Source organism: Paenibacillus agilis (assembly GCF_007786455.1).
Lineage (GTDB): Bacteria > Bacillota > Bacilli > Paenibacillales > Paenibacillaceae > Paenibacillus_B > Paenibacillus_B agilis.
The window spans coordinates 1,472,277-1,490,896 of the sequence record NZ_VNJK01000001.1; the positions used below are offsets into that span (position 1 = coordinate 1,472,277).

The following is an 18,620-nucleotide window of genomic DNA, read 5'->3' on the forward strand; positions in this document are numbered from 1 at the left end:
CGATAACTAAAGAAGGCAGATTTCCTCTTATGTGATGTGAGAAGGGGAGAACTGCCTTTTGTGTTTAGTTATTCGATGAATGAATGGATGGGAAAATGAGATCATGACTAGTTTCCAAGTGATGTTTACTTAGATGGGAATAAGCTGGACATCACTTCTTGCGTATGTTCAATGAAAGCTTTCATGGAATAGGATACATATCGCTGCTTTTTATAAACAATCGCCACTCTCCATCGAAACGTAGGATGATCAATAGGTATTTGTTTCACTAAATTCGACTGAACGCGTGTAAGAATGGGACGTGGCAAAATGGTTACTCCTTGCTGTAATCCCACTAGTTCAATAAGAAAATCCCATTGAGAGCTTTGAAAAGTTACGCGCGGCACGAACCCGGCCTGGTTACATACGGACAAAATATGATCATGAAGCATAAACGTTTGATTTAAAAGGACGAACGATTCATGTTTTAGATCTTGCACACGCACGTATTCATACTTTGTGAGTGGATGGGAGTGAGGGACGACGAGCATATAGGTCTCCTCTACAATGGGAATAGCCGTAATTCTTTCTTCATTTACAGGTAAAATAACGATCCCAAGCTCAATCGTGCCGTCAAGCAGGCTGCGCTCTACCGTCTTGGCGCCTTCTTCAATAAGCGTTAGTTGAATACCAGGATACTTTTCACGGAATGATGCGATAATGGCAGGGAAGAAGCTTGTTCCGATAACCGGTGGAATTCCTATGCGGATGTTGCCTTTATTTAGCCGTACCGTATCATATAACGACTGAGATAATGCATCGAAGGATTGAATTAGTTGTTCAGCTTCAGCCGCCAATACAGCACCTGCATCGGTGAGAGTAAGTGGATTACTAGAACGATCAATTAAGGTAACATCCAATTCATTTTCTAAATTTTTTATAACTTTGCTTAATGCTGGCTGGGAGACATGCAATTTCTTTGCTGCCTGCGTCATATTCAAGCATTTGGCTACTTGTACGAAGTATGTTAATTGCCGGATATCCATCTGAATCCCCCTTATATGTATCACGATTACACTTATGTAAAGGAACCTAGTTCATTGATGGTATTACTATAATTTAAATTCTACACTGATACTTTTAATACCTGTATTCTGCAAGGGAATGCAGTTCTGGAACACGCAGTATAATGACTTGCACAGCTTGCATATTTGCAAGCAAGTCTGAACATCGTATGCTCGTGTAGATAGCGCAAAAAAGCTTCCGCAGCAGCAGCGGAAGCTGTGAAAGAGCTTTTCCGTAACCGAATTATGTAACTGAGTTACATATGAATCCCTGTATTTGCTTTAACGAGCACTTCGTCAAACTTGGCATCCCGGTTTTTATCTTTATCCGCAGATCTTGTGGTTAATATCGTACCAAGCCATGCTCCGATGAAGCCAAGAGGTATAGAGATAATACCTGGATTCGTTAACGTAATTAGTGGCTGCCCGACAAAGATCGCCTTGCCTTCGGGTCCCCATACACTTGGACTAATCGCAACTAGGATGATAGCAGAGATTAATCCAGTCAACATACCTGCAATCGCTCCGGCCGTATTGAATCTTCTCCAAAATACAGTAAATAGGATAACAGGAAGATTAGCGCTGGCGGCAACGGCAAATGCCAAACCAACAAGGAAGGCTACATTTAGCTTCGAAGCAAGCAAAGCTAAAATGATCGATAATATAGACACCCCAATCGACGCCCAACGTGCTGCTGACATTTGCTCCTTTTCACTTGCCGCACCTTTTCGAACGATATGATTGTAAAAGTCATGTGCAAAAGCAGATGCAGCTGATAGGACAAGGCCTGTGACAACCGCTAGTATCGTTGCGAAAGCGACAGCTGAAATAAGAGCAAAGAAGAAGTCTCCACCAAGCTCACGAGCTAATAGTGGGGCAGCCATATTACCACCTTTATCTACTGCTGTAATCAGATCTGCTCCGACAAACGCAGCTGCACCAAATCCTAAAAAGATGGTCATGACATAGAAAAGACCGATGATCCATGTTGCGTATACAACGGAGGAACGAGCTGTGGGCGCATCTTTAACGGTAAAGAAACGAATGAGAATATGAGGCAGGCCCGCAGTACCAAGCACGAGGCCTAAATTCAGTGATAAGGTGTCTAATGAATTCGTATACTTGTTGCCGGGATTTAAAAATTTATCACCGAGAGGAGTGGCACTCTTCATTTCTTCGAACATTTTAATTAGGTTAAAGTCGAATTTGTAGAATACGATCATGGAGAGCAGGAACGTACCGCCCATCAGGAGAACAGCTTTAATAATTTGCACCCATGATGTAGCATGCATACCGCCAAACACAACGTACAAGGTCATAAGACAACCTACAATGATAACCGACCACACATAGTCGATCCCAAGTAATAGTTTGATGAGCGCACCTGCGCCAACGAGTTGGGCAATCATATAAAAGGTGGAGATCGTAATCGTATTGAGGGCAGCAACACCGCGTACTTTGTTTGCTTGGAAACGTGCGGCAATCATATCGGCTAACGTGTATTTCCCTAGATTACGAAGCGGCTCTGCAACGAGATATAAGACGACGAGATAAGCGACAAGGAATCCGATGGAATAAAAGAAGCCGTCGAATCCGACGAGCGCGATGGAGCCCGCAATCCCTAGAAAAGAAGCTGCTGACATATAGTCGCCAGCAATGGCGAGTCCATTTTGCCAGCCTGTTAGTCCACCGCCCGCTGTGTAAAAGTCTGAAGCGGAGTTCGTTTTCTTAGAAGCAAAGTAGGTAATCACCATCGTAAGCAGTACAATAACGCAAAATAGCAGGAATGCGGTCATGTTCATCCTCGCTCACCACCCCATTCGTTTTTCAACTGCTGCACATCCTGGTCAAAGCGGGCAGCACGATGGGCGTAGATCATACAGAGCGCCCACGTCATAATGAATTGAGCAAAGGCAAACACCCACGCCCATGTGATAGGTCCCCATGCAGATTGATTCAATACGGTTGTGTAAGAAGTAAGGATAGGAAGGGTGAAGTAAAAGGCGAAGAAAAATAAGGTCATTGGCAGAATAAATTTCTTTTTTCTCCTCATCAGTGACTTGAACTGCGCGGATTGAGCGATTTCAGCATAATTAATATCGGATTTCATAAATGTATTTAACCTCCTGTCTATACCTATGTTTATTAGCGTTAGGTGTAGTTCTTGGTGGTTACCTTTGCATCTATTTAGTAAGCGCTTTCACCTCCTTTTCCGAGTATAAGGAAAGTTCATAATTATGTCAAATTAATTACAATAAGTGGAATATTGATAATTTGGAGTAAGTTTTATCCGATACTGCATTATGCTATGATGAATAGGGAGTGTTTCATGAATGAAACTTGCTTCATTACTTACAAACTAGGGTTGTTAAACAGAAAGATTCATGAACGGAGGAACAAGGATGTATCGCATCATGATTGTGGAGGACGATGACAAGATTGCTTCCATGCTTCAATCATCGTTAGAAAAATATAATTATTTGGCTACGAGGGCTACAAATTTTAAAGCGTTAAAGGACGATTTGATTAGTATACAACCAGACCTTATTTTGCTCGATATTCATCTGCCTGCTTATGACGGATTTTATTGGTGCAGACAATTTCGTACGGTTACAAACGCACCTATTATTTTCGTATCGGCACGTGCAGGTGAGATGGATCAAGTCATGGCGATCGAAAATGGTGGAGATGATTATATTACGAAGCCATTCCATTTAGATATTCTGTTAGCTAAGGTGAAAAGCGTACTTCGTCGCACCTATGGCGAATATGCCGCTGTGAGCGCTAATAACGGTGAGGAATTAAATCTGAATGGCTTACTGCTGCATCGGACGAAAAATACGTTGGAGTGGCAGAGCAAGCGTGTAGATTTGACTAAAAATGAATCTCTGTTACTTGGCTGCCTCATGGAGAAGGCGGATACGATTGTGTCGCGCGACACGTTGCTTGAGGCATTGTGGGACGATGTAGATTTCGTAGATGACAATACGTTGACGGTCAATGTTACTCGTGTTCGCAAGAAGATGGAGGAACTCGGGTTGCACAAAGTGATTGAAACGGTTCGTGGACAAGGTTACCGACTGTTGACCAATTGGAATGAAGACGGGGTAGTCGAATGAGCTTTTGGAAGTATGTAAAAGATCGGTTCCTGCTTATTTTAGCATGGCTGCTATCCCTTATTATGTCGTTAATCGTTGTTCATTTTGATATTCAAATTGGCGCGCGTGTGCTTCGCAATAGCAGTCTTGTGTACGTGTTTGTACTCGGCGTATTTATTATCGGTGTAGGGATTATTTATGACTATTTGCGGCAGCGGGAATGGTACAAAGAAATAAATTATGCTCGTATGCATGAAAATGACAATGAGTTCTCGTTATGTTTACAGAATCCAGTAAGCGAAGAACAGAAGGTCATGTACCAGCTCATGCAGCGCCAATACAGCGCATTTATGGATCAAATTATGCTTATGAGGCAGCAGCGCGAGCAGCATGTACATTTTACGAATCAATGGGTTCATCATATGAAGACGCCTGTATCCGTACTTCATTTGATCACACAGCAGCCTGCGCAACGGATGGATGAAGAGGAAGCTCGTGCACTGTTGGCAAATGTAAGTGAAGAGACCGACCGCCTTGCAGGGGGGTTGGAGCTTATGTTACATACAGCTCGATTGGATAAGTTTGAGCTTGATCTACATGTCTCGCAAGTATCAACACACCAAAATATAAGGCAAGTTATTAACCAACATAAGAAGATGTTTATTCGTTACCGCATTTTCCCGAAAGTTGTTGGTGAAGATAGGCTCGTAGAAAGTGACAGCAAATGGCTAAGCTTTATTGTAACTCAGCTTGTGACGAATGCGATCAAGTATTCGAAAGATAAAGAAGGATCTAAGTCGTTGAGTTTTGAAGTGGAAGAGAATGATGATACCGTGTGGCTGCATGTGATTGATGAGGGTATAGGTATTGCAGCGCATGATATCCCACGTGTATTTGAACCTTTCTTTACGGGCGAGAACGGGCGTAAGGAAGGGGATGCAACCGGAATGGGGCTTTATTTGGTGAAGCAAGTTTGCAATCGACTGGGTCATAGAATACAGATTACATCCGAAATCGGAATCGGAACGAAAGTCAGCATCGGATTTGAATCACGCACGATTCATAAAGGATTTTTTTAATGGACTGAATATGTACGTGAAAGAAGGAGCAAATCAATGACGACAGTTTTGAAGGTCGAACAAATAACAAAAATATATGCTTCCAGAGGCAAAATGACCTATACAGCGCTGAATGATGTAAATTTACAGGCAGAACAAGGCGAATTTGTTGGTATTATGGGACCGTCTGGCAGTGGCAAGACGACTTTGCTCAATATTTTAGCAACGATTGATAAGCCGACCGCTGGGCGAATCTCAATAAATGGCCACAACCCGTTAAAAATGTCCAATAATGATCTATCGAGGTTTCGCCGTCGCGAGCTTGGATATGTGTTTCAAGATTTTAATCTTATCGATTCTTTATCGATCAAAGAAAATATTATTCTCCCATTAGCGCTGGACAAAGTATCAAGTAGTGAAATTGAGCGCCGAGTGCAGTTTGTAGCGACTCGCCTTGGCATTGAAGATATATTGGATAAACGAACGTATGAAATATCCGGTGGACAGAAGCAGCGAACGGCGATTGCCCGTGCTGTTATTCACGAGCCGTCCGTATTGCTTGCAGACGAGTTAACAGGAAATTTGGATTCGAGGGCTGCCAAATCTGTTATGGATGCTTTAGAGCAGTTAAATACGGAGCTGGGAACTACTGTGCTTGTCGTTACCCATGATCCGTTTACTGCAAGCTATTGCAAGCGCATTTTGTTTATTAAAGATGGAAAGCTATTTACTGAAATAAGACGTGGCTCAAACAGGCCAGCCTTCTTCCAACAAATTCTTGATACATTGAGCTTGTTGGGAGGTAATTTCGATGACGTTCCGAGCACTCGCCTTTCGTAATATTTCCTCCAACTGGCATCGGTACAGTGCCTATTTTTTGAGCTGCGCGTTTTCCGTGACGATATTCTTTTTGTATGCATCGTATATGTATCATCCCGAGCTTGTTAAAATACAGGGCCAGCTTGGAGATATTGGAAAAGGTATCATCGCGACATGTTCGGTTCTCATTTTTGGAATTTCGTTTTTCTTTGTGCTCTATTCGTCTTCGGGATTTATACGTTCCCGTCAAAAAGAAGTGGGATTGTTCTCTCTCTTCGGGATGTCGAAATGGCAGCTGCGGCTTATGTTTGTATATGAAAACTTATTTATCGCCGTAGCATCTATAGCAGTGGGCATAGGAACAGGTACGATCTTATTAAAGCTTTTCTTGATGAGCATGTCTTACTACATGATTCTCGAATCACCTCTGCCATTTTATTTTCCTATTGATGCCGCGATATTTACAGCTGTTGCATATATGGCATTGTTTGGACTTATTACGTTGTGGACATTACGCAAAGTAGGCAAGAAGGAACTCGTAGAATTGATTCGTTCTGAGAAAGGGAATGATCAGAAACTACGCTTTTCTTGGTTATTAGGCATATTGGCTATTGCCAGCCTAGTTTACAGCTATTATTTAGCATGGCATACACATTGGGAGCATCTTGAATCGAAAATGCTACCTATATTCGTGCTTGCTATAGCGGGGACTTACTTTTTATATACACAGTTTAGTATCTTAATCGTTCAGCTGCTGAAGCTGAATCGCAGATGGTACTATAATGGGACAAATTTATTGAATATATCACGTGCGGCACATCGCGTAAAAGAGAATGCGCGCGTGCTCTTTAACATTTCCATTTTGGTCGCGGTCGTGTTGACTTCCTCCGCCTCTGTCTATGCTTTGGATCGATCTATGTACCAGTTTAGTCGTGCATCACATTCATTTGCGTTTTCCATGTTAGAGGTTCATGACAAGCCTTTTTTGCTAACGATTGATCAAGTTAAGACGGTTGCCGAGCAATATAAACATCAAATCACGGCAGTTGAAACGTTAAAAATGATTGATGCTGAGTCGAGCAGCATTTACGGTTATTTAGGATCCGTATCTCTTATTCGTCAATCTGACCTGAATCGATTGTATGCCACATTAGGAAAACAAACAGTGGAACCACTCGATGAGGATGTATATTGGATTGATCAAAGAGTTGCGGAGCTGTTTCAGGTTGGGCGAAAAATCAATCCAGAAACAATTGAAATCAAACTAAAAGGATTGGATGAGTCATTAGAGTTTAAAATTAAACAAAAAATAGATTCTACACTAATTCCTAGCAGATATGCAGGTGGAGACGTACTAGCTTTACCGGATCGTCAGTGGGAACAATTATATAAACAGGCATCACCTAAACTTATAAGCAATGTGATGATGGTGGATTGGACCGATTGGGAACAGTCCTATTGGTTAGTGAAGGAATTAGAGCGATTGGCTGATGCGCCTAGCTCATACTATATGACAAGTCGAATCACTGATAATTATGAGGTTCAGCAAACATCGTCGCTTGGATTTTTCATCGGGATCTTTATCAGCCTGTTGTTCTTTGTGGCGAGTGGCAGTATTATTTATTTCAAAATGTTCAACGATTTACAAGAGGACAAAAGCTACTATCAATCCCTGGTGCGAATTGGTCTTTCTATTCAGGAAATAAAGCGAGTTGTAAATGTGCAGGTTGGCATCATCTTTTTCCTGCCTTGCATGATCGGAAGCTTACATACGATGTTTGCGATGAAGACGCTAAGTAATCTTATGAACGTAGATGCTATGAACTATGGATTTACAATTGTACTTATATTCATAGTTATGCAGACCTTATATTTTTGGGCATCAAGAAGGGCGTATTTACGAGTTATTTTACAAGGGATTACAAGATAAAGCGTTATCCTCGTAGGATAGTTTACAGTCATTCAAATACCGTCATTTCACTAAAAAATGGCATGCGCTGCGGATTGTAACGGGTTTGAAACTTTTTTGTCCAACATTTCGTGCATAATATAGTCAATAAGAGGCAGGCTTGGTGACTCGTAAGCCGGAAAGTGAGAGGAGACTATGAGAACACCACAACGACATAAGAGGATGACAGGGTGGATATGCTGCTTATTAACACTATTTGTAATGGGCTGTTCGACAGAAGCAAACGTTTCTGAACATCCATCACAAGCTGCTTTGCAGACTCAGGCAAGTGAAGTAAGCAAGCAACAAGTGGAACTTGTTATAGATGGCGGAACCTACGTACCTAATGTGAAGGACCGCGTTCAAATAGACTGGCATGAACAATTAACGCTTAGAGAAGCTTTGTTAAGTACAGGCAAGATTAAGATGAATGAGGATGGAGCGGGGATTGCGTCTGTCGTAGATGTTGGATTAGATTCCAAGACAAAATGGAGCGTTATGCTCAATGATAAGGAGATTACAGCTCGCCAATCGTTTGACTCCGTTATATCTCTGAATGATAAAATAACGGTTTATGCGAAGAAGTTGGATGTGGGCACGAGTGGTGCTACTGAGCCAAGTGTAACTTTGACGATAGATGGTGGGACTGAACTGAATGAAATCTCCAATTCTTATCTCATTCCTTGGAAGCAGTCGGATACATTAGCAGGTGTATTCGCAGAATTTGATTTGGTAAAGCTGTCTGATGACAAGCAACGCATCATCAAGTTTGGCAAGCATGAATTAGATGAGAAGTACAAGATATCTCTAAAGGTAAATGGAGAACAAATGCAGCATAAAGACGTTCTAAATATGACCATTAATGCGAACGATCACATCGTTCTAGAATTGAAGCCGAAGACAAGCTCATAATGACGCCAAATACAAGAACCTCCAAGTTCCACGGATTTCGTGGAGCCTGGAGGTTTTTTCAGATTGCGTTATATCTTATCATTTAGATACGGCAAATCGCTTTTGGACACATTTCACAATGACATACTTCTTGCAGATGTTCCAGCTCACGAATGATAATCATGCCGTTATCATATTCAAGCACGTTCTTCTTGCGCAAATCACTTAACATGCGATTCACACTTTCTCGAGTTGCACCAATCATATTTGAAAGGTCTGTATGTGTAACCTTTTTATTAATAAGGATGCCCCCGTCTTTTAAATCTTCCCCGTACGTATTGGATAGCCGAATTAGGGTAGAGCAGAGTGCTCCAGGCTTACCATACAGCATCAAGTCTCTAACCTTTGTTTGTGTGAGACGATGGTGAACACTCATCCATTTCATAAAATCAAGTGAAAAGTCGCAATGTTGGCAAATAACGAGTTCTAAATCACGCTGCTCGATAACAGCAACTTCACATTCCTCCAGCACTTCCGCTGTAAAACTGTGCTTACCTGCAAGAAAGGGATCGACTTGACCTACAATATCCCCAGCATGATACATATAAAGGATGAGTTCTTTTCCTTCATCTGTTGACTTCGTGACTTTGACGCGACCACTTTTTAGAAAATACAATTTATCGGCTGTATCTCCTTCCCAGAACAAATGAGATCCTTCTGGATAGTTCCGTTCTTTAGCTATCTCCATTAATCGCTCTCTGTTCTGTTCCGAGAAACACATAATGTTGCTATGCTCGTCGTAAGGGGTTGTCATTGTCATATCGTCCACTCCGTTCTTAAAGTTATCTATGTGTAAAAGGGTAGAGTTAAATAAATTACAGTTCCGCTAACTTTGTGACATCTTTCACTATATCTTATGATACTTCTATATTGGACGTTCACGTTAGTATTGTCAATTTAATTAACAATTAAAATTTCAAATATTTTATAAAATGAAGTGATATTCATTACTTTGACATAGTTTCGATATATGTATATTTTGTAATATTGCTAGCTCTTGTAAAGAGCTAACAGGGCGTAACAGAACTTGTGTAAAATTATACTATTTTTTATGCTTTTATAGGTGTGATATAGATCACATCCAAACAAATAAAGATGAGGTACACTTGATTTGTGAAATGATTCACATACAAAATGAGGTAATCAGCCTGGTTCGATAAAGTATCTCCCTTACTTGTCTCGACCTCAGGCGTGAATCCAAATATGGAGGCGGAGAACGATGTCAACAAAAACTGATGTGAAACAAATTGCAGATAAAAAAGGAACTCCAAATGTAGAAACACATATTCAACAACTGATTGATCGTGCTAAAAAAGCACATACAGCATTTATGAATATGAACCAAGAGCAAGTGGACCTTGTCGTTCGACAAATGGCATTAGCAGGCTTGGATCGTCATATGGAACTGGCAAAATTAGCTGTAGAAGAAACCGGCCGTGGCGTGTACGAAGACAAGATCACGAAAAATATTTTTGCTACCGAATATATCTACAATCACATCAAGTATACAAAGACAGTCGGCGTCATCGAAGACAATGCGTATGAAAGCTGTGTGAAAATAGCTGAGCCCGTTGGCATTGTGATGGGGGTAACTCCAGTAACAAACCCGACTTCGACGACAATGTTCAAAGCGCTAATCTCCATCAAAACTCGTAACCCAATTATATTTGCCTTCCATCCGTCAGCCCAACGATGCAGTGCAGAGGCGGCGAAAACGTTGGCAGAAGCTGCAGTGAAATATGGAGCGCCAGAGCACTGTATACAATGGATTGAGCTCCCTTCGATGGAAGCAACAAATGCATTGATGAACCACCCAGATGTGGCGTTAATACTTGCTACAGGTGGATCAGGCATGGTTCGCGCAGCGTACAGCGCAGGTAAGCCAGCACTTGGTGTCGGTCCTGGTAACGTACCATGCTTTATTGAGAAGACGGCCAATCTGGAACAGGCTGTAACAGATTTAATACTTTCGAAGACGTTCGACAATGGCATGATCTGCGCTTCCGAGCAGGCTGTCATTATCGAAGAACCTGTATATAAAGAAGTGAAGCAGCTGCTTCAGAAATACGGCTGTTATTTCACCAACAAAGAAGAAACGGCTAAACTTCAGGCGATGGCAATTAAAAACGAAACTTGTGCGGTCAATCCAACCATCGTGGGTCAGTCTGCTGTGAAGATTGCTGAGCTTGCTGGGTTGAATGTACCTGCAAACACGAAAATTCTTATTGCAGAAATCGATGGTGTAGGACCTAAATTCCCACTGTCTGCTGAGAAGCTTAGTCCAATATTAGCTTGCTACAAAGTTAAGACGGCTGAAGAAGGTATCAATCGAGCAGCTGAAGTTGTAGCATTCGGCGGGATGGGTCATTCTTCCGTCATTCATTCCAACGATGATGAAGTCATCGCCAAGTTCGGTGATCGCTTGCAAACAGGTCGTATATTAGTCAATTCTCCATCTACACACGGAGCGATTGGCGACTTGTACAACACGAACATTCCATCATTGACACTTGGATGCGGTTCTTATGGCCGCAACTCCACATCGAATAATGTTACGGCAGTCAACTTAATCAATATTAAACGGGTGGCGAAGCGTACAGTGAATATGCAATGGTTCAAAGTGCCGAACAAGATTTATTTTGAAAAAGGAGCTACCCAATACCTTGCGAAAATGCAGGATATTAGCCGCGTATTAATTGTGACGGATGAAATGATGGTGAAGCTTGGTTATGTAGAAAAGGTGGAGCACTATCTTCGTCAACGTCGCAATCCAGTAGCTATCGAAGTATTCTCCGACGTCGAGCCAGATCCATCGACGGTTACGGTTCGCAAAGGTACGGAATTAATGGCACAGTTCAAGCCAGACTGCATTATTGCACTTGGTGGGGGTTCACCTATGGATGCTGCGAAGGCGATGTGGTTGTTCTATGAATATCCAGATACAGATTTCAATAACTTGAAACAGAAGTTCCTAGACATCCGCAAGCGCACATTTAAATACCCACGCCTTGGACAAAAGGCGAAGTTCGTAGCCATTCCGACAACGTCGGGCACGGGATCGGAAGTTACATCGTTTGCTGTTATTACGGATAAAGAGCACGGAAATACCAAATACCCACTAGCAGATTACGAATTGACGCCTGACGTAGCAATTGTCGATCCAGAGTTTGTGTACTCGCTTCCTCGCGTAGCTGTTGCGGATACAGGGATGGACGTACTGACACATGCGATTGAAGCTTATGTGTCTGTCATGGCAAATGATTATACAGATGGATTAGCAATAAAAGCGATTCAGCTTGTGTTTGAGTATTTGGTAAAATCGGCTAACGAAGCTTGCCCGCTTGCGCGTGAGAAAATGCATAACGCATCAACGATCGCAGGTATGGCATTTGCCAATGCATTCTTAGGCATAAACCATAGCTTAGCTCATAAATGGGGGGCAGAGTACCATACAGCGCACGGACGTACAAATGCGATATTACTGCCGCACGTCATCCGCTACAATGCGAAAATGCCGACTAAGTTTGCTTCGTTCCCGAAATACGACCACTTTGTGGCAGATAAGCGCTATGCTGAGATTGCACGAATTCTTGGATTGCCAGCAGGCACAACGGAAGAGGGAGTGAACAGCTTAATCGCAGCTATACGCGAATTAAATCGCGAGTTGGGTATTCCAGAGAGCTTCCAAGCAATTGGCTTTGAAGCGAAACAATTCGAAGCGAAAGTAGATTACTTGGCTGACCGTGCATTTGAAGACCAATGTACAACAGCGAATCCGAAGCTTCCACTAGTAACGGAACTTGCAGATGTGTACCGCAATGCTTTCTATGGCCGCTTCTAAGTAATAAAGAGACAGCAGGATGTTACGTTCTGCTGTCTCTTCTTTTTCAATGAGACGACCATCTAATAACTGCTTGGTTCTGTGCAGGCCATACAACTGATACATTTTGTAATAGTGAGTAAGAAAGAAGAAAACAACTACATTATGATATAAATCACATAATAACTTTGTGAAAAGTATTACAATAAAGCCATAGCAAATCGCTTATAGCATAAGCAGGATATAAATAGAAAATCTACTCAATTTGGAGGGATTCAGATGTCGGTAGCTGAAAAAGATTTGAAAGCAGCAGAAGCAGTTCAACCATGGCGTGGATTTGTAACAGGTAAATGGGGCAGAGAAGTTAACGTAAATGATTTCATCGAACAAAATATTGCACCTTATCACGGGGATGAATCCTTTTTACAAGGCGCTACGCAAAATACGAAACAACTATGGGATATTGTCAGCCAGCTATCCAAAGAAGAGCGTGAACGTGGTGGCGTTTGGGATGTGGATGTAAATACACCTTCTTCTATCGTGTCGCATCAACCTGGATATTTAGATAAAGAGAAGGAAAAAGTAGTTGGGGTACAAACAGATGCTCCATTCCGTCGTGCAATTCAACCATTTGGCGGCATCAAGATGATGATCGATGCTTGTAAAGCTTACGGCTTTGAAATGCCGCAAGAAGTCATTGATATCTTTACGAACATTCGTAAAACACATAACCAAGGTGTATTCGATGCTTATACTTCTGACATGCGTTTAGCTCGCAAATCGGGTGTTATTACGGGCTTGCCTGATGCATACGGACGCGGCCGGATTATCGGTGACTATCGTCGCCCAGCTTTGTACGGTGTAGATTTTCTAATTAAGCAGAAGAAGCAGGATTTGCTGAATCTCGAGTTGGATGCATTGGATCAAGACACGATTCGCGATCGAGAGGAAACTTCTGAACAAATTCGCGCATTGGGCGAATTGAAGCATCTTGCTGAAATGCATGGCTTTGATATGTCGAAGCCCGCAATGAACGCTACTGAGGCATTCCAATGGCTGTACTTCGCTTATTTAGCAGCGATTAAAGAACAGAACGGTGCAGCGATGTCACTTGGACGTGTGTCCTCGTTCCTTGATATCTATATTGAGCGTGATTTGAAAGAAGGTACACTAACGGAAGAAGAGGCGCAAGAGCTCGTTGACCATTTCGTTATGAAACTGCGTATCGTAAAGTTCCTTCGTACTCCTGACTATAATGAATTGTTCTCAGGTGACCCAACTTGGGTAACGGAATCAATTGGTGGTATGGCGATGAACGGTACGACTCGCGTAACGAAGAACAGTTTCCGTTTCTTGCATACATTATTTAATTTAGGACCTGCACCAGAACCGAACTTGACCGTGCTTTGGTCAGAGCAGCTTCCTGAAGCATTCAAAAAATATTGTGCAAAAGCTTCGATTGAAACAAGTTCTATCCAGTATGAGAATGATGACTTAATGCGTCCATTCTTCGGAGATGACTATGGTATTGCATGCTGTGTATCCGCGATGCGAATTGGTAAGCAAATGCAATTCTTTGGAGCTCGTGCCAACTTGGCGAAAGCATTGCTATATGCGATTAATGGAGGTAAAGACGAGAAGCTAGGTATTCAGGTTGGTCCTGAGCTTCCTCCGATTACGAGTGAGTATTTGAACTACGATGAAGTGATGAAACGCTTTAAGCAAATGATGGAGTGGCTGGCGAAACTGTATATGAACACGTTGAACGTCATTCACTACATGCATGATAAATACGCTTATGAGCGTATCGAAATGGCATTGCATGACAGAGAAATTTTGCGCACGATGGCTTGCGGTATTGCTGGGCTCTCGGTTGCAGCGGATTCCTTAAGTGCAATTAAACATGCGAAAGTAAAACCAATTCGCAATGAACAAGGTATTGCGATCGACTTCGAAGTAGAAGGCGAATATCCTTGCTACGGCAATAATGATGACCGAGTTGATGGCATCGCTATTGAATTGGTTGAATCGTTTATGAACATGATTCGCAAGCACAAAGCTTATCGCAATGCGCTTCCAACCCAATCGGTGCTGACGATTACATCGAATGTTGTATACGGTAAGAAAACGGGTACTACGCCAGATGGACGTAAGGCAGGAGAGCCATTCGCACCTGGTGCGAATCCAATGCATGGCCGTGATAAGAAAGGTGCGCTTGCATCCCTTAACTCGGTTGCGAAGCTGCCGTATGAACACAGCTTAGATGGCATTTCGAATACGTTCTCGATTGTACCGAAGGCGCTAGGCAAAGATATGGATGGTCGTACGTCTAACTTGGTAGCGATGATGGATGGATACTTTGGACGTGGTGCGCATCATTTAAATGTGAACGTGTTTGACCGTGAGCAGCTAATGGATGCGATGGAGCACCCAGAAAACTATCCTCAGCTAACCATTCGTGTATCTGGATATGCGGTTAACTTTATTAAACTAACTCGTGAGCAGCAGATGGATGTTATTAATCGTACATTCCACGGCTCTATGTAACAGAGATAAATCGTTCGAATAAAGGTTTTGACTAAATGATGAAGTGAAGGTAGAAGTAACAGGGCAGGGCGCAAAAAGTCGGAATAAACGAACCGTCTCGGTCGTGAACCTGGCGGCTGCGCCCTTTTTGTCAATGAAAATAGACTTGAATGCGAGTTGCGTGCTCAAGAGGGGAAAGGGATGGATCGCAGATGAACGCACGAGTACACTCCATTGAAACGTTTGGGACTGTAGATGGACCCGGGATTCGCTTCGTTTTATTTTTGCAAGGCTGTGCACTTCAGTGTCAATATTGCCATAATCGTGATACATGGAACCTGGCAGGCGGCAAGGTTATGACTATAGATGAAGTTTTGAATGAAATTGAGCCTTACTTAAGCTATTACAGGTCCTCTAATGGTGGATTGACAGTAACTGGAGGAGAGCCAACGCTGCAAGCTCCGTTTGTCACCGAACTGTTTCGTGAAGTAAAGAAACGGTGGAACCTTCATACGACATTGGACACGAACGGGGTCAATGATGTGAATAAGCTCAAAGAGCTTTATGAAGTGACCGATCTTGTCCTGCTCGATATAAAGCATATCGATAATAAAAAACATATGGACTTAACGGCTGTATCGAATGCAAGAACATTGGAAACGGCCCGTTGGTTGTCGGAAAACGGTAAAAGAATGTGGATTCGCCATGTTTTCGTTCCGACGAAATGTGATGATGAACAGGATTTATTAGATTTGGGACGATTTATTGGGTCTTTGAATGGTGTAGAGAAGTTTGAACTGCTGCCTTATCATCAAATGGGGACGTTCAAGTGGGAAGAATTAGGATTGGATTATCCATTAGCAGGTGTGGCTTCTCCAACTGATCAAGAAATAGAGCGAGCTGTTCAGCTAATTGAGAAGGGGCGGCAAGATAAAAATAAAGATACAGGTAAAGATACGAATAAAATATATCCATCTGTTTCATAGTCGCACAACTCGTAAAGAAACTAGGCGCAGCTCTTGGTGAGAAAGGGTTGCGCTGTTTACAATTTCCACCACAAGGTGTATGATTGTATGAAGATTTTATCCTATTTATGTAGAAATATATCCCTTACGCAACGTGATCAACTCGTCATATAATCACACTTAATTATAGACCCTCACCAACGGCAACTCGCATAATTTTCTCTCTCAATTTACATATACTTCTGAATTTTCAATTACGTTTCACATCATACTGCGATGCCCATCTTAGAATAACTAACTTCACACGACACTCAATTTTAAAGCGCTTACTTTCTCAACTCCCAAGCAATCATTATATTTATTCTTACATAACGGAACTGGCAGGGGTGTGTTATACATACGTGATATCCTGCTATTTTTTTCAACCATTCAAACATTAGCTGAGAGAATTTGTAGTAGTTATTACTGAAATTCGTGTACATCCACAACTGCTGATATTATCATGTGCCGAGCCTACTTTTAATACAACCATATGGAGGAGCTTACATGATCCGAGTAAATCGTATGGAAGTGACGAGAAAAGACTTCGAACAATTACTGTTCAAGGTTGGTCAACAACAAGTAATGAAGGATGTTACGGGAAAAATACTAGCGCTTTGCATTTCTGATCCAGCTCATCTGCTTGCCTGTATTCAATATCTTCGCAGTCAACGTGGATCAATACTACTTCTACATGGGGAAACGCCTCAACAGCGAGCTATTCAGCTTGCTCAACAAGCGGGATGTCATGGATTACTATGGGGCAGTTATGATACCTATATCCCAGTAGATCCTTCTGCCGCCATGCAAGAAGATGCATTTCTTTATCAATACAGTTCGGGAACAACAGGCGATGCAAAATTGATTAAGCGCAAATGGACACACATTGAAACGGAAATAGCTGCGTACAACCAAGCGTTGGGTGGGAGTGCAGAGGAAGTTCCTATTGTTCTTGTGCCCATGTCTCATTCTTATGGTCTAATATGTGGTGTGCTTGCCTCTTTGGCACGAGGAGCCACACCTATCATGATTACCAATCGAAATCCAAAACTAACATGGAGTATCATTCGTGAGAACCCAAAGCATATCGTATACGGAATTCCCTCACTATATCATGTACTACTGGGTTTCAGTTCGGAAACGACGAGAATGGATCGTGTCATGAGTTCCGGTGCACCGATGCTAGATTCGTTATTGAGTCAGCTTCAAGTTCGTGCAAATGATGTGATGCAGCAATATGGTTGTTCCGAAATAGGTTGTATCAGCCTATCACAGCAAGTGAGCTCCAGCAGTGATATTGGAACACCATTGCGTCATTTACAAGTACATACAGGAGATAGTGCTGACAATCCGAGTGAAATCGAGATAGTTGTCGGTAATTGGACTCATGGCACAAAAGATATAGGATTCTGGAGTTATGATGGGCAGCTGCAAGTAGTGGGCCGTATGGACGATGTAATTAATGTGTCAGGTCTCAAAGTTTTTCCACAAGAGGTAGAGACGATTATAGGTATGCTGCCTGAAGTTAATGAAGTTGTTGTTTACCGAGGCATCCATCCGATTATAGGTGAATGTGTGCAGGCACAGGTTGTGCTGGAAGCGCCATTAGAAGTAAAGGCGATTCGAGATTGGTGCATACAACAGTTGCCACCATACAAAGTACCTGCTGAAATCGAGATCGTTACTGAAATACGAAAGATGCCATCGGGTAAAATATCTCGAAGGTTACTAGAAAAAGGGGGAAGCTAGCATGCAAATTTCAAGATTAGAACAGCTCCAGCAACTAATGGTAGACAAGCTTAAGCTGCAAGATGTCCCAGAATTGAGCCCAACGATGCATCTACATGATGATCTAGGTATTGATTCTGTAATGCTGCTGCAATTGATTGTCCATATAGAAGAAGACTTATCATTAATCGTTCCAGAAGATGAGCTTGATCCTTCTATATTTGTGACAGTCCAATCACTTATTGAGTTTATGAACACGCTAGAGCCACGAACGGTTCACGTTAGCAATTCATGATTTATGGACAAGGCTTCATCATTTATTTCAATATATAATGCTCAAAACATGAGGAGGAGTTAGTATGCAAAAGCAGGAGATCGTACAGTTCTTAATGGAGAGAGTAAAGGCGATGTCAACTAAGCCACAAGCTGTGGAGACAATGACAGAAGCAACGGAAATTAGCGGGCTGGGTATAGATTCAGTAACTCTTATCAACCTAGTAGTAGAGATTGAGCAAAAATTTGATATTTTCCTAGAAGATGATGAAATGACGGTGGAGCGCTTTAATTCTGTTCAAGACATTGCGGCATTGATTTCTGAAAAAATCTCGGTTAGCAGTTAATCCGC

General features: G+C 42.2%; 15 protein-coding genes. 11 read left to right on the forward strand and 4 right to left on the reverse strand.

Translation table 11 applies throughout. The features are described 5' to 3' along the window. Positions 1-125 precede the first annotated feature (125 nt). From FPZ44_RS06530 to FPZ44_RS06540, 3 genes are all read right to left on the reverse strand, one after another. Positions 126-1,025 carry a LysR family transcriptional regulator gene (locus tag FPZ44_RS06530; protein WP_144988486.1) on the reverse strand — a complete coding sequence of 300 codons (900 nt, stop codon included), beginning with the start codon at positions 1,023-1,025 and terminating at the stop codon, positions 126-128. A gap of 275 nt (positions 1,026-1,300) precedes the next feature. Beyond that, entirely contained in the window at positions 1,301-2,845 is a 1,545-nt protein-coding gene (locus tag FPZ44_RS06535) for a solute symporter family protein (RefSeq protein WP_144988488.1), read from the reverse strand. Next, the gene (locus tag FPZ44_RS06540) at positions 2,842-3,153 is read right to left on the reverse strand and encodes a DUF485 domain-containing protein (RefSeq protein WP_144988490.1); all 312 of its coding nucleotides are present in this window, start codon (positions 3,151-3,153) and stop codon (positions 2,842-2,844) included. Before FPZ44_RS06540 ends, FPZ44_RS06535 begins: the two co-directional genes overlap by 4 nt. A 292-nt stretch (positions 3,154-3,445) precedes the next feature. Between FPZ44_RS06540 and FPZ44_RS06545 the strand changes: the two genes are divergently transcribed. The 5 genes from FPZ44_RS06545 to FPZ44_RS06565 all read left to right on the forward strand — a co-directional run bounded on the left by FPZ44_RS06545 (position 3,446) and on the right by FPZ44_RS06565 (position 8,878). Next, entirely contained in the window at positions 3,446-4,162 is a 717-nt protein-coding gene (locus FPZ44_RS06545; RefSeq protein WP_144988492.1) for a response regulator transcription factor, read from the forward strand. Continuing rightward, entirely contained in the window at positions 4,159-5,220 is a 1,062-nt protein-coding gene (locus FPZ44_RS06550) for a sensor histidine kinase (RefSeq protein WP_144988494.1), read from the forward strand. Before FPZ44_RS06545 ends, FPZ44_RS06550 begins: the two co-directional genes overlap by 4 nt. 36 nt (positions 5,221-5,256) lie before the next feature. Beyond that, positions 5,257-6,039 carry an ABC transporter ATP-binding protein gene (locus tag FPZ44_RS06555; protein WP_144988496.1) on the forward strand — a complete coding sequence of 261 codons (783 nt, stop codon included), beginning with the start codon at positions 5,257-5,259 and terminating at the stop codon, positions 6,037-6,039. Further along, positions 6,011-7,948 carry an ABC transporter permease gene (locus FPZ44_RS06560; protein ID WP_144988498.1) on the forward strand — a complete coding sequence of 646 codons (1,938 nt, stop codon included), beginning with the start codon at positions 6,011-6,013 and terminating at the stop codon, positions 7,946-7,948. Before FPZ44_RS06555 ends, FPZ44_RS06560 begins: the two co-directional genes overlap by 29 nt. Positions 7,949-8,122: 174 nt before the next feature. Continuing rightward, positions 8,123-8,878 carry a hypothetical protein gene (locus FPZ44_RS06565; protein WP_144988500.1) on the forward strand — a complete coding sequence of 252 codons (756 nt, stop codon included), beginning with the start codon at positions 8,123-8,125 and terminating at the stop codon, positions 8,876-8,878. Positions 8,879-8,960: 82 nt separating this feature from the next. Here FPZ44_RS06565 and FPZ44_RS06570 read toward each other — a convergent pair whose 3' ends face one another. Next, positions 8,961-9,677 (reverse strand): Crp/Fnr family transcriptional regulator, encoded by a 717-nt coding sequence (locus FPZ44_RS06570; RefSeq protein ID WP_144988502.1) that lies wholly within the window; start codon positions 9,675-9,677, stop codon positions 8,961-8,963. Positions 9,678-10,136: 459 nt separating this feature from the next. Between FPZ44_RS06570 and adhE the strand changes: the two genes are divergently transcribed. The 6 genes from adhE to FPZ44_RS06600 all read left to right on the forward strand — a co-directional run bounded on the left by adhE (position 10,137) and on the right by FPZ44_RS06600 (position 18,615). Then, a complete protein-coding gene (adhE, locus tag FPZ44_RS06575) occupies positions 10,137-12,758 on the forward strand; it encodes a bifunctional acetaldehyde-CoA/alcohol dehydrogenase (RefSeq protein ID WP_144988504.1) in 2,622 nt (873 codons plus the stop codon). Between the two features lie 258 nt (positions 12,759-13,016). Further along, the gene (pflB, locus tag FPZ44_RS06580) at positions 13,017-15,284 is read left to right on the forward strand and encodes a formate C-acetyltransferase (RefSeq protein WP_144988505.1); all 2,268 of its coding nucleotides are present in this window, start codon (positions 13,017-13,019) and stop codon (positions 15,282-15,284) included. A gap of 191 nt (positions 15,285-15,475) precedes the next feature. Beyond that, entirely contained in the window at positions 15,476-16,249 is a 774-nt protein-coding gene (pflA, locus tag FPZ44_RS06585; protein ID WP_144988507.1) for a pyruvate formate-lyase-activating protein, read from the forward strand. A 525-nt stretch (positions 16,250-16,774) separates the two neighbouring features. Continuing rightward, the gene (locus tag FPZ44_RS06590) at positions 16,775-18,016 is read left to right on the forward strand and encodes an AMP-binding protein (protein WP_144988509.1); all 1,242 of its coding nucleotides are present in this window, start codon (positions 16,775-16,777) and stop codon (positions 18,014-18,016) included. A gap of 1 nt (position 18,017) precedes the next feature. After that, positions 18,018-18,290 carry a phosphopantetheine-binding protein gene (locus FPZ44_RS06595; RefSeq protein WP_144988511.1) on the forward strand — a complete coding sequence of 91 codons (273 nt, stop codon included), beginning with the start codon at positions 18,018-18,020 and terminating at the stop codon, positions 18,288-18,290. Positions 18,291-18,354: 64 nt separating this feature from the next. Beyond that, positions 18,355-18,615, forward strand: coding sequence for an acyl carrier protein (locus tag FPZ44_RS06600; protein ID WP_144988513.1), 261 nt, complete (start codon positions 18,355-18,357; stop codon positions 18,613-18,615). The last annotated feature ends 5 nt before the right edge of the window (positions 18,616-18,620 follow it).

Bases quoted from the DNA above. Each gene is read 5' to 3' on its own strand.
- FPZ44_RS06530 (WP_144988486.1), bottom strand. From the start codon at position 1,025: ATGGATATCCGGCAATTAACATACTTCGTACAAGTAGCCAAATGCTTG.
- FPZ44_RS06535 (WP_144988488.1), bottom strand. From the start codon at position 2,845: ATGAACATGACCGCATTCCTGCTATTTTGCGTTATTGTACTGCTTACG.
- FPZ44_RS06540 (WP_144988490.1), bottom strand. From the start codon at position 3,153: ATGAAATCCGATATTAATTATGCTGAAATCGCTCAATCCGCGCAGTTC.
- FPZ44_RS06545 (WP_144988492.1), top strand. From the start codon at position 3,446: ATGTATCGCATCATGATTGTGGAGGACGATGACAAGATTGCTTCCATG.
- FPZ44_RS06550 (WP_144988494.1), top strand. From the start codon at position 4,159: ATGAGCTTTTGGAAGTATGTAAAAGATCGGTTCCTGCTTATTTTAGCA.
- FPZ44_RS06555 (WP_144988496.1), top strand. From the start codon at position 5,257: ATGACGACAGTTTTGAAGGTCGAACAAATAACAAAAATATATGCTTCC.
- FPZ44_RS06560 (WP_144988498.1), top strand. From the start codon at position 6,011: ATGACGTTCCGAGCACTCGCCTTTCGTAATATTTCCTCCAACTGGCAT.
- FPZ44_RS06565 (WP_144988500.1), top strand. From the start codon at position 8,123: ATGAGAACACCACAACGACATAAGAGGATGACAGGGTGGATATGCTGC.
- FPZ44_RS06570 (WP_144988502.1), bottom strand. From the start codon at position 9,677: ATGACAATGACAACCCCTTACGACGAGCATAGCAACATTATGTGTTTC.
- adhE (WP_144988504.1), top strand. From the start codon at position 10,137: ATGTCAACAAAAACTGATGTGAAACAAATTGCAGATAAAAAAGGAACT.
- pflB (WP_144988505.1), top strand. From the start codon at position 13,017: ATGTCGGTAGCTGAAAAAGATTTGAAAGCAGCAGAAGCAGTTCAACCA.
- pflA (WP_144988507.1), top strand. From the start codon at position 15,476: ATGAACGCACGAGTACACTCCATTGAAACGTTTGGGACTGTAGATGGA.
- FPZ44_RS06590 (WP_144988509.1), top strand. From the start codon at position 16,775: ATGATCCGAGTAAATCGTATGGAAGTGACGAGAAAAGACTTCGAACAA.
- FPZ44_RS06595 (WP_144988511.1), top strand. From the start codon at position 18,018: ATGCAAATTTCAAGATTAGAACAGCTCCAGCAACTAATGGTAGACAAG.
- FPZ44_RS06600 (WP_144988513.1), top strand. From the start codon at position 18,355: ATGCAAAAGCAGGAGATCGTACAGTTCTTAATGGAGAGAGTAAAGGCG.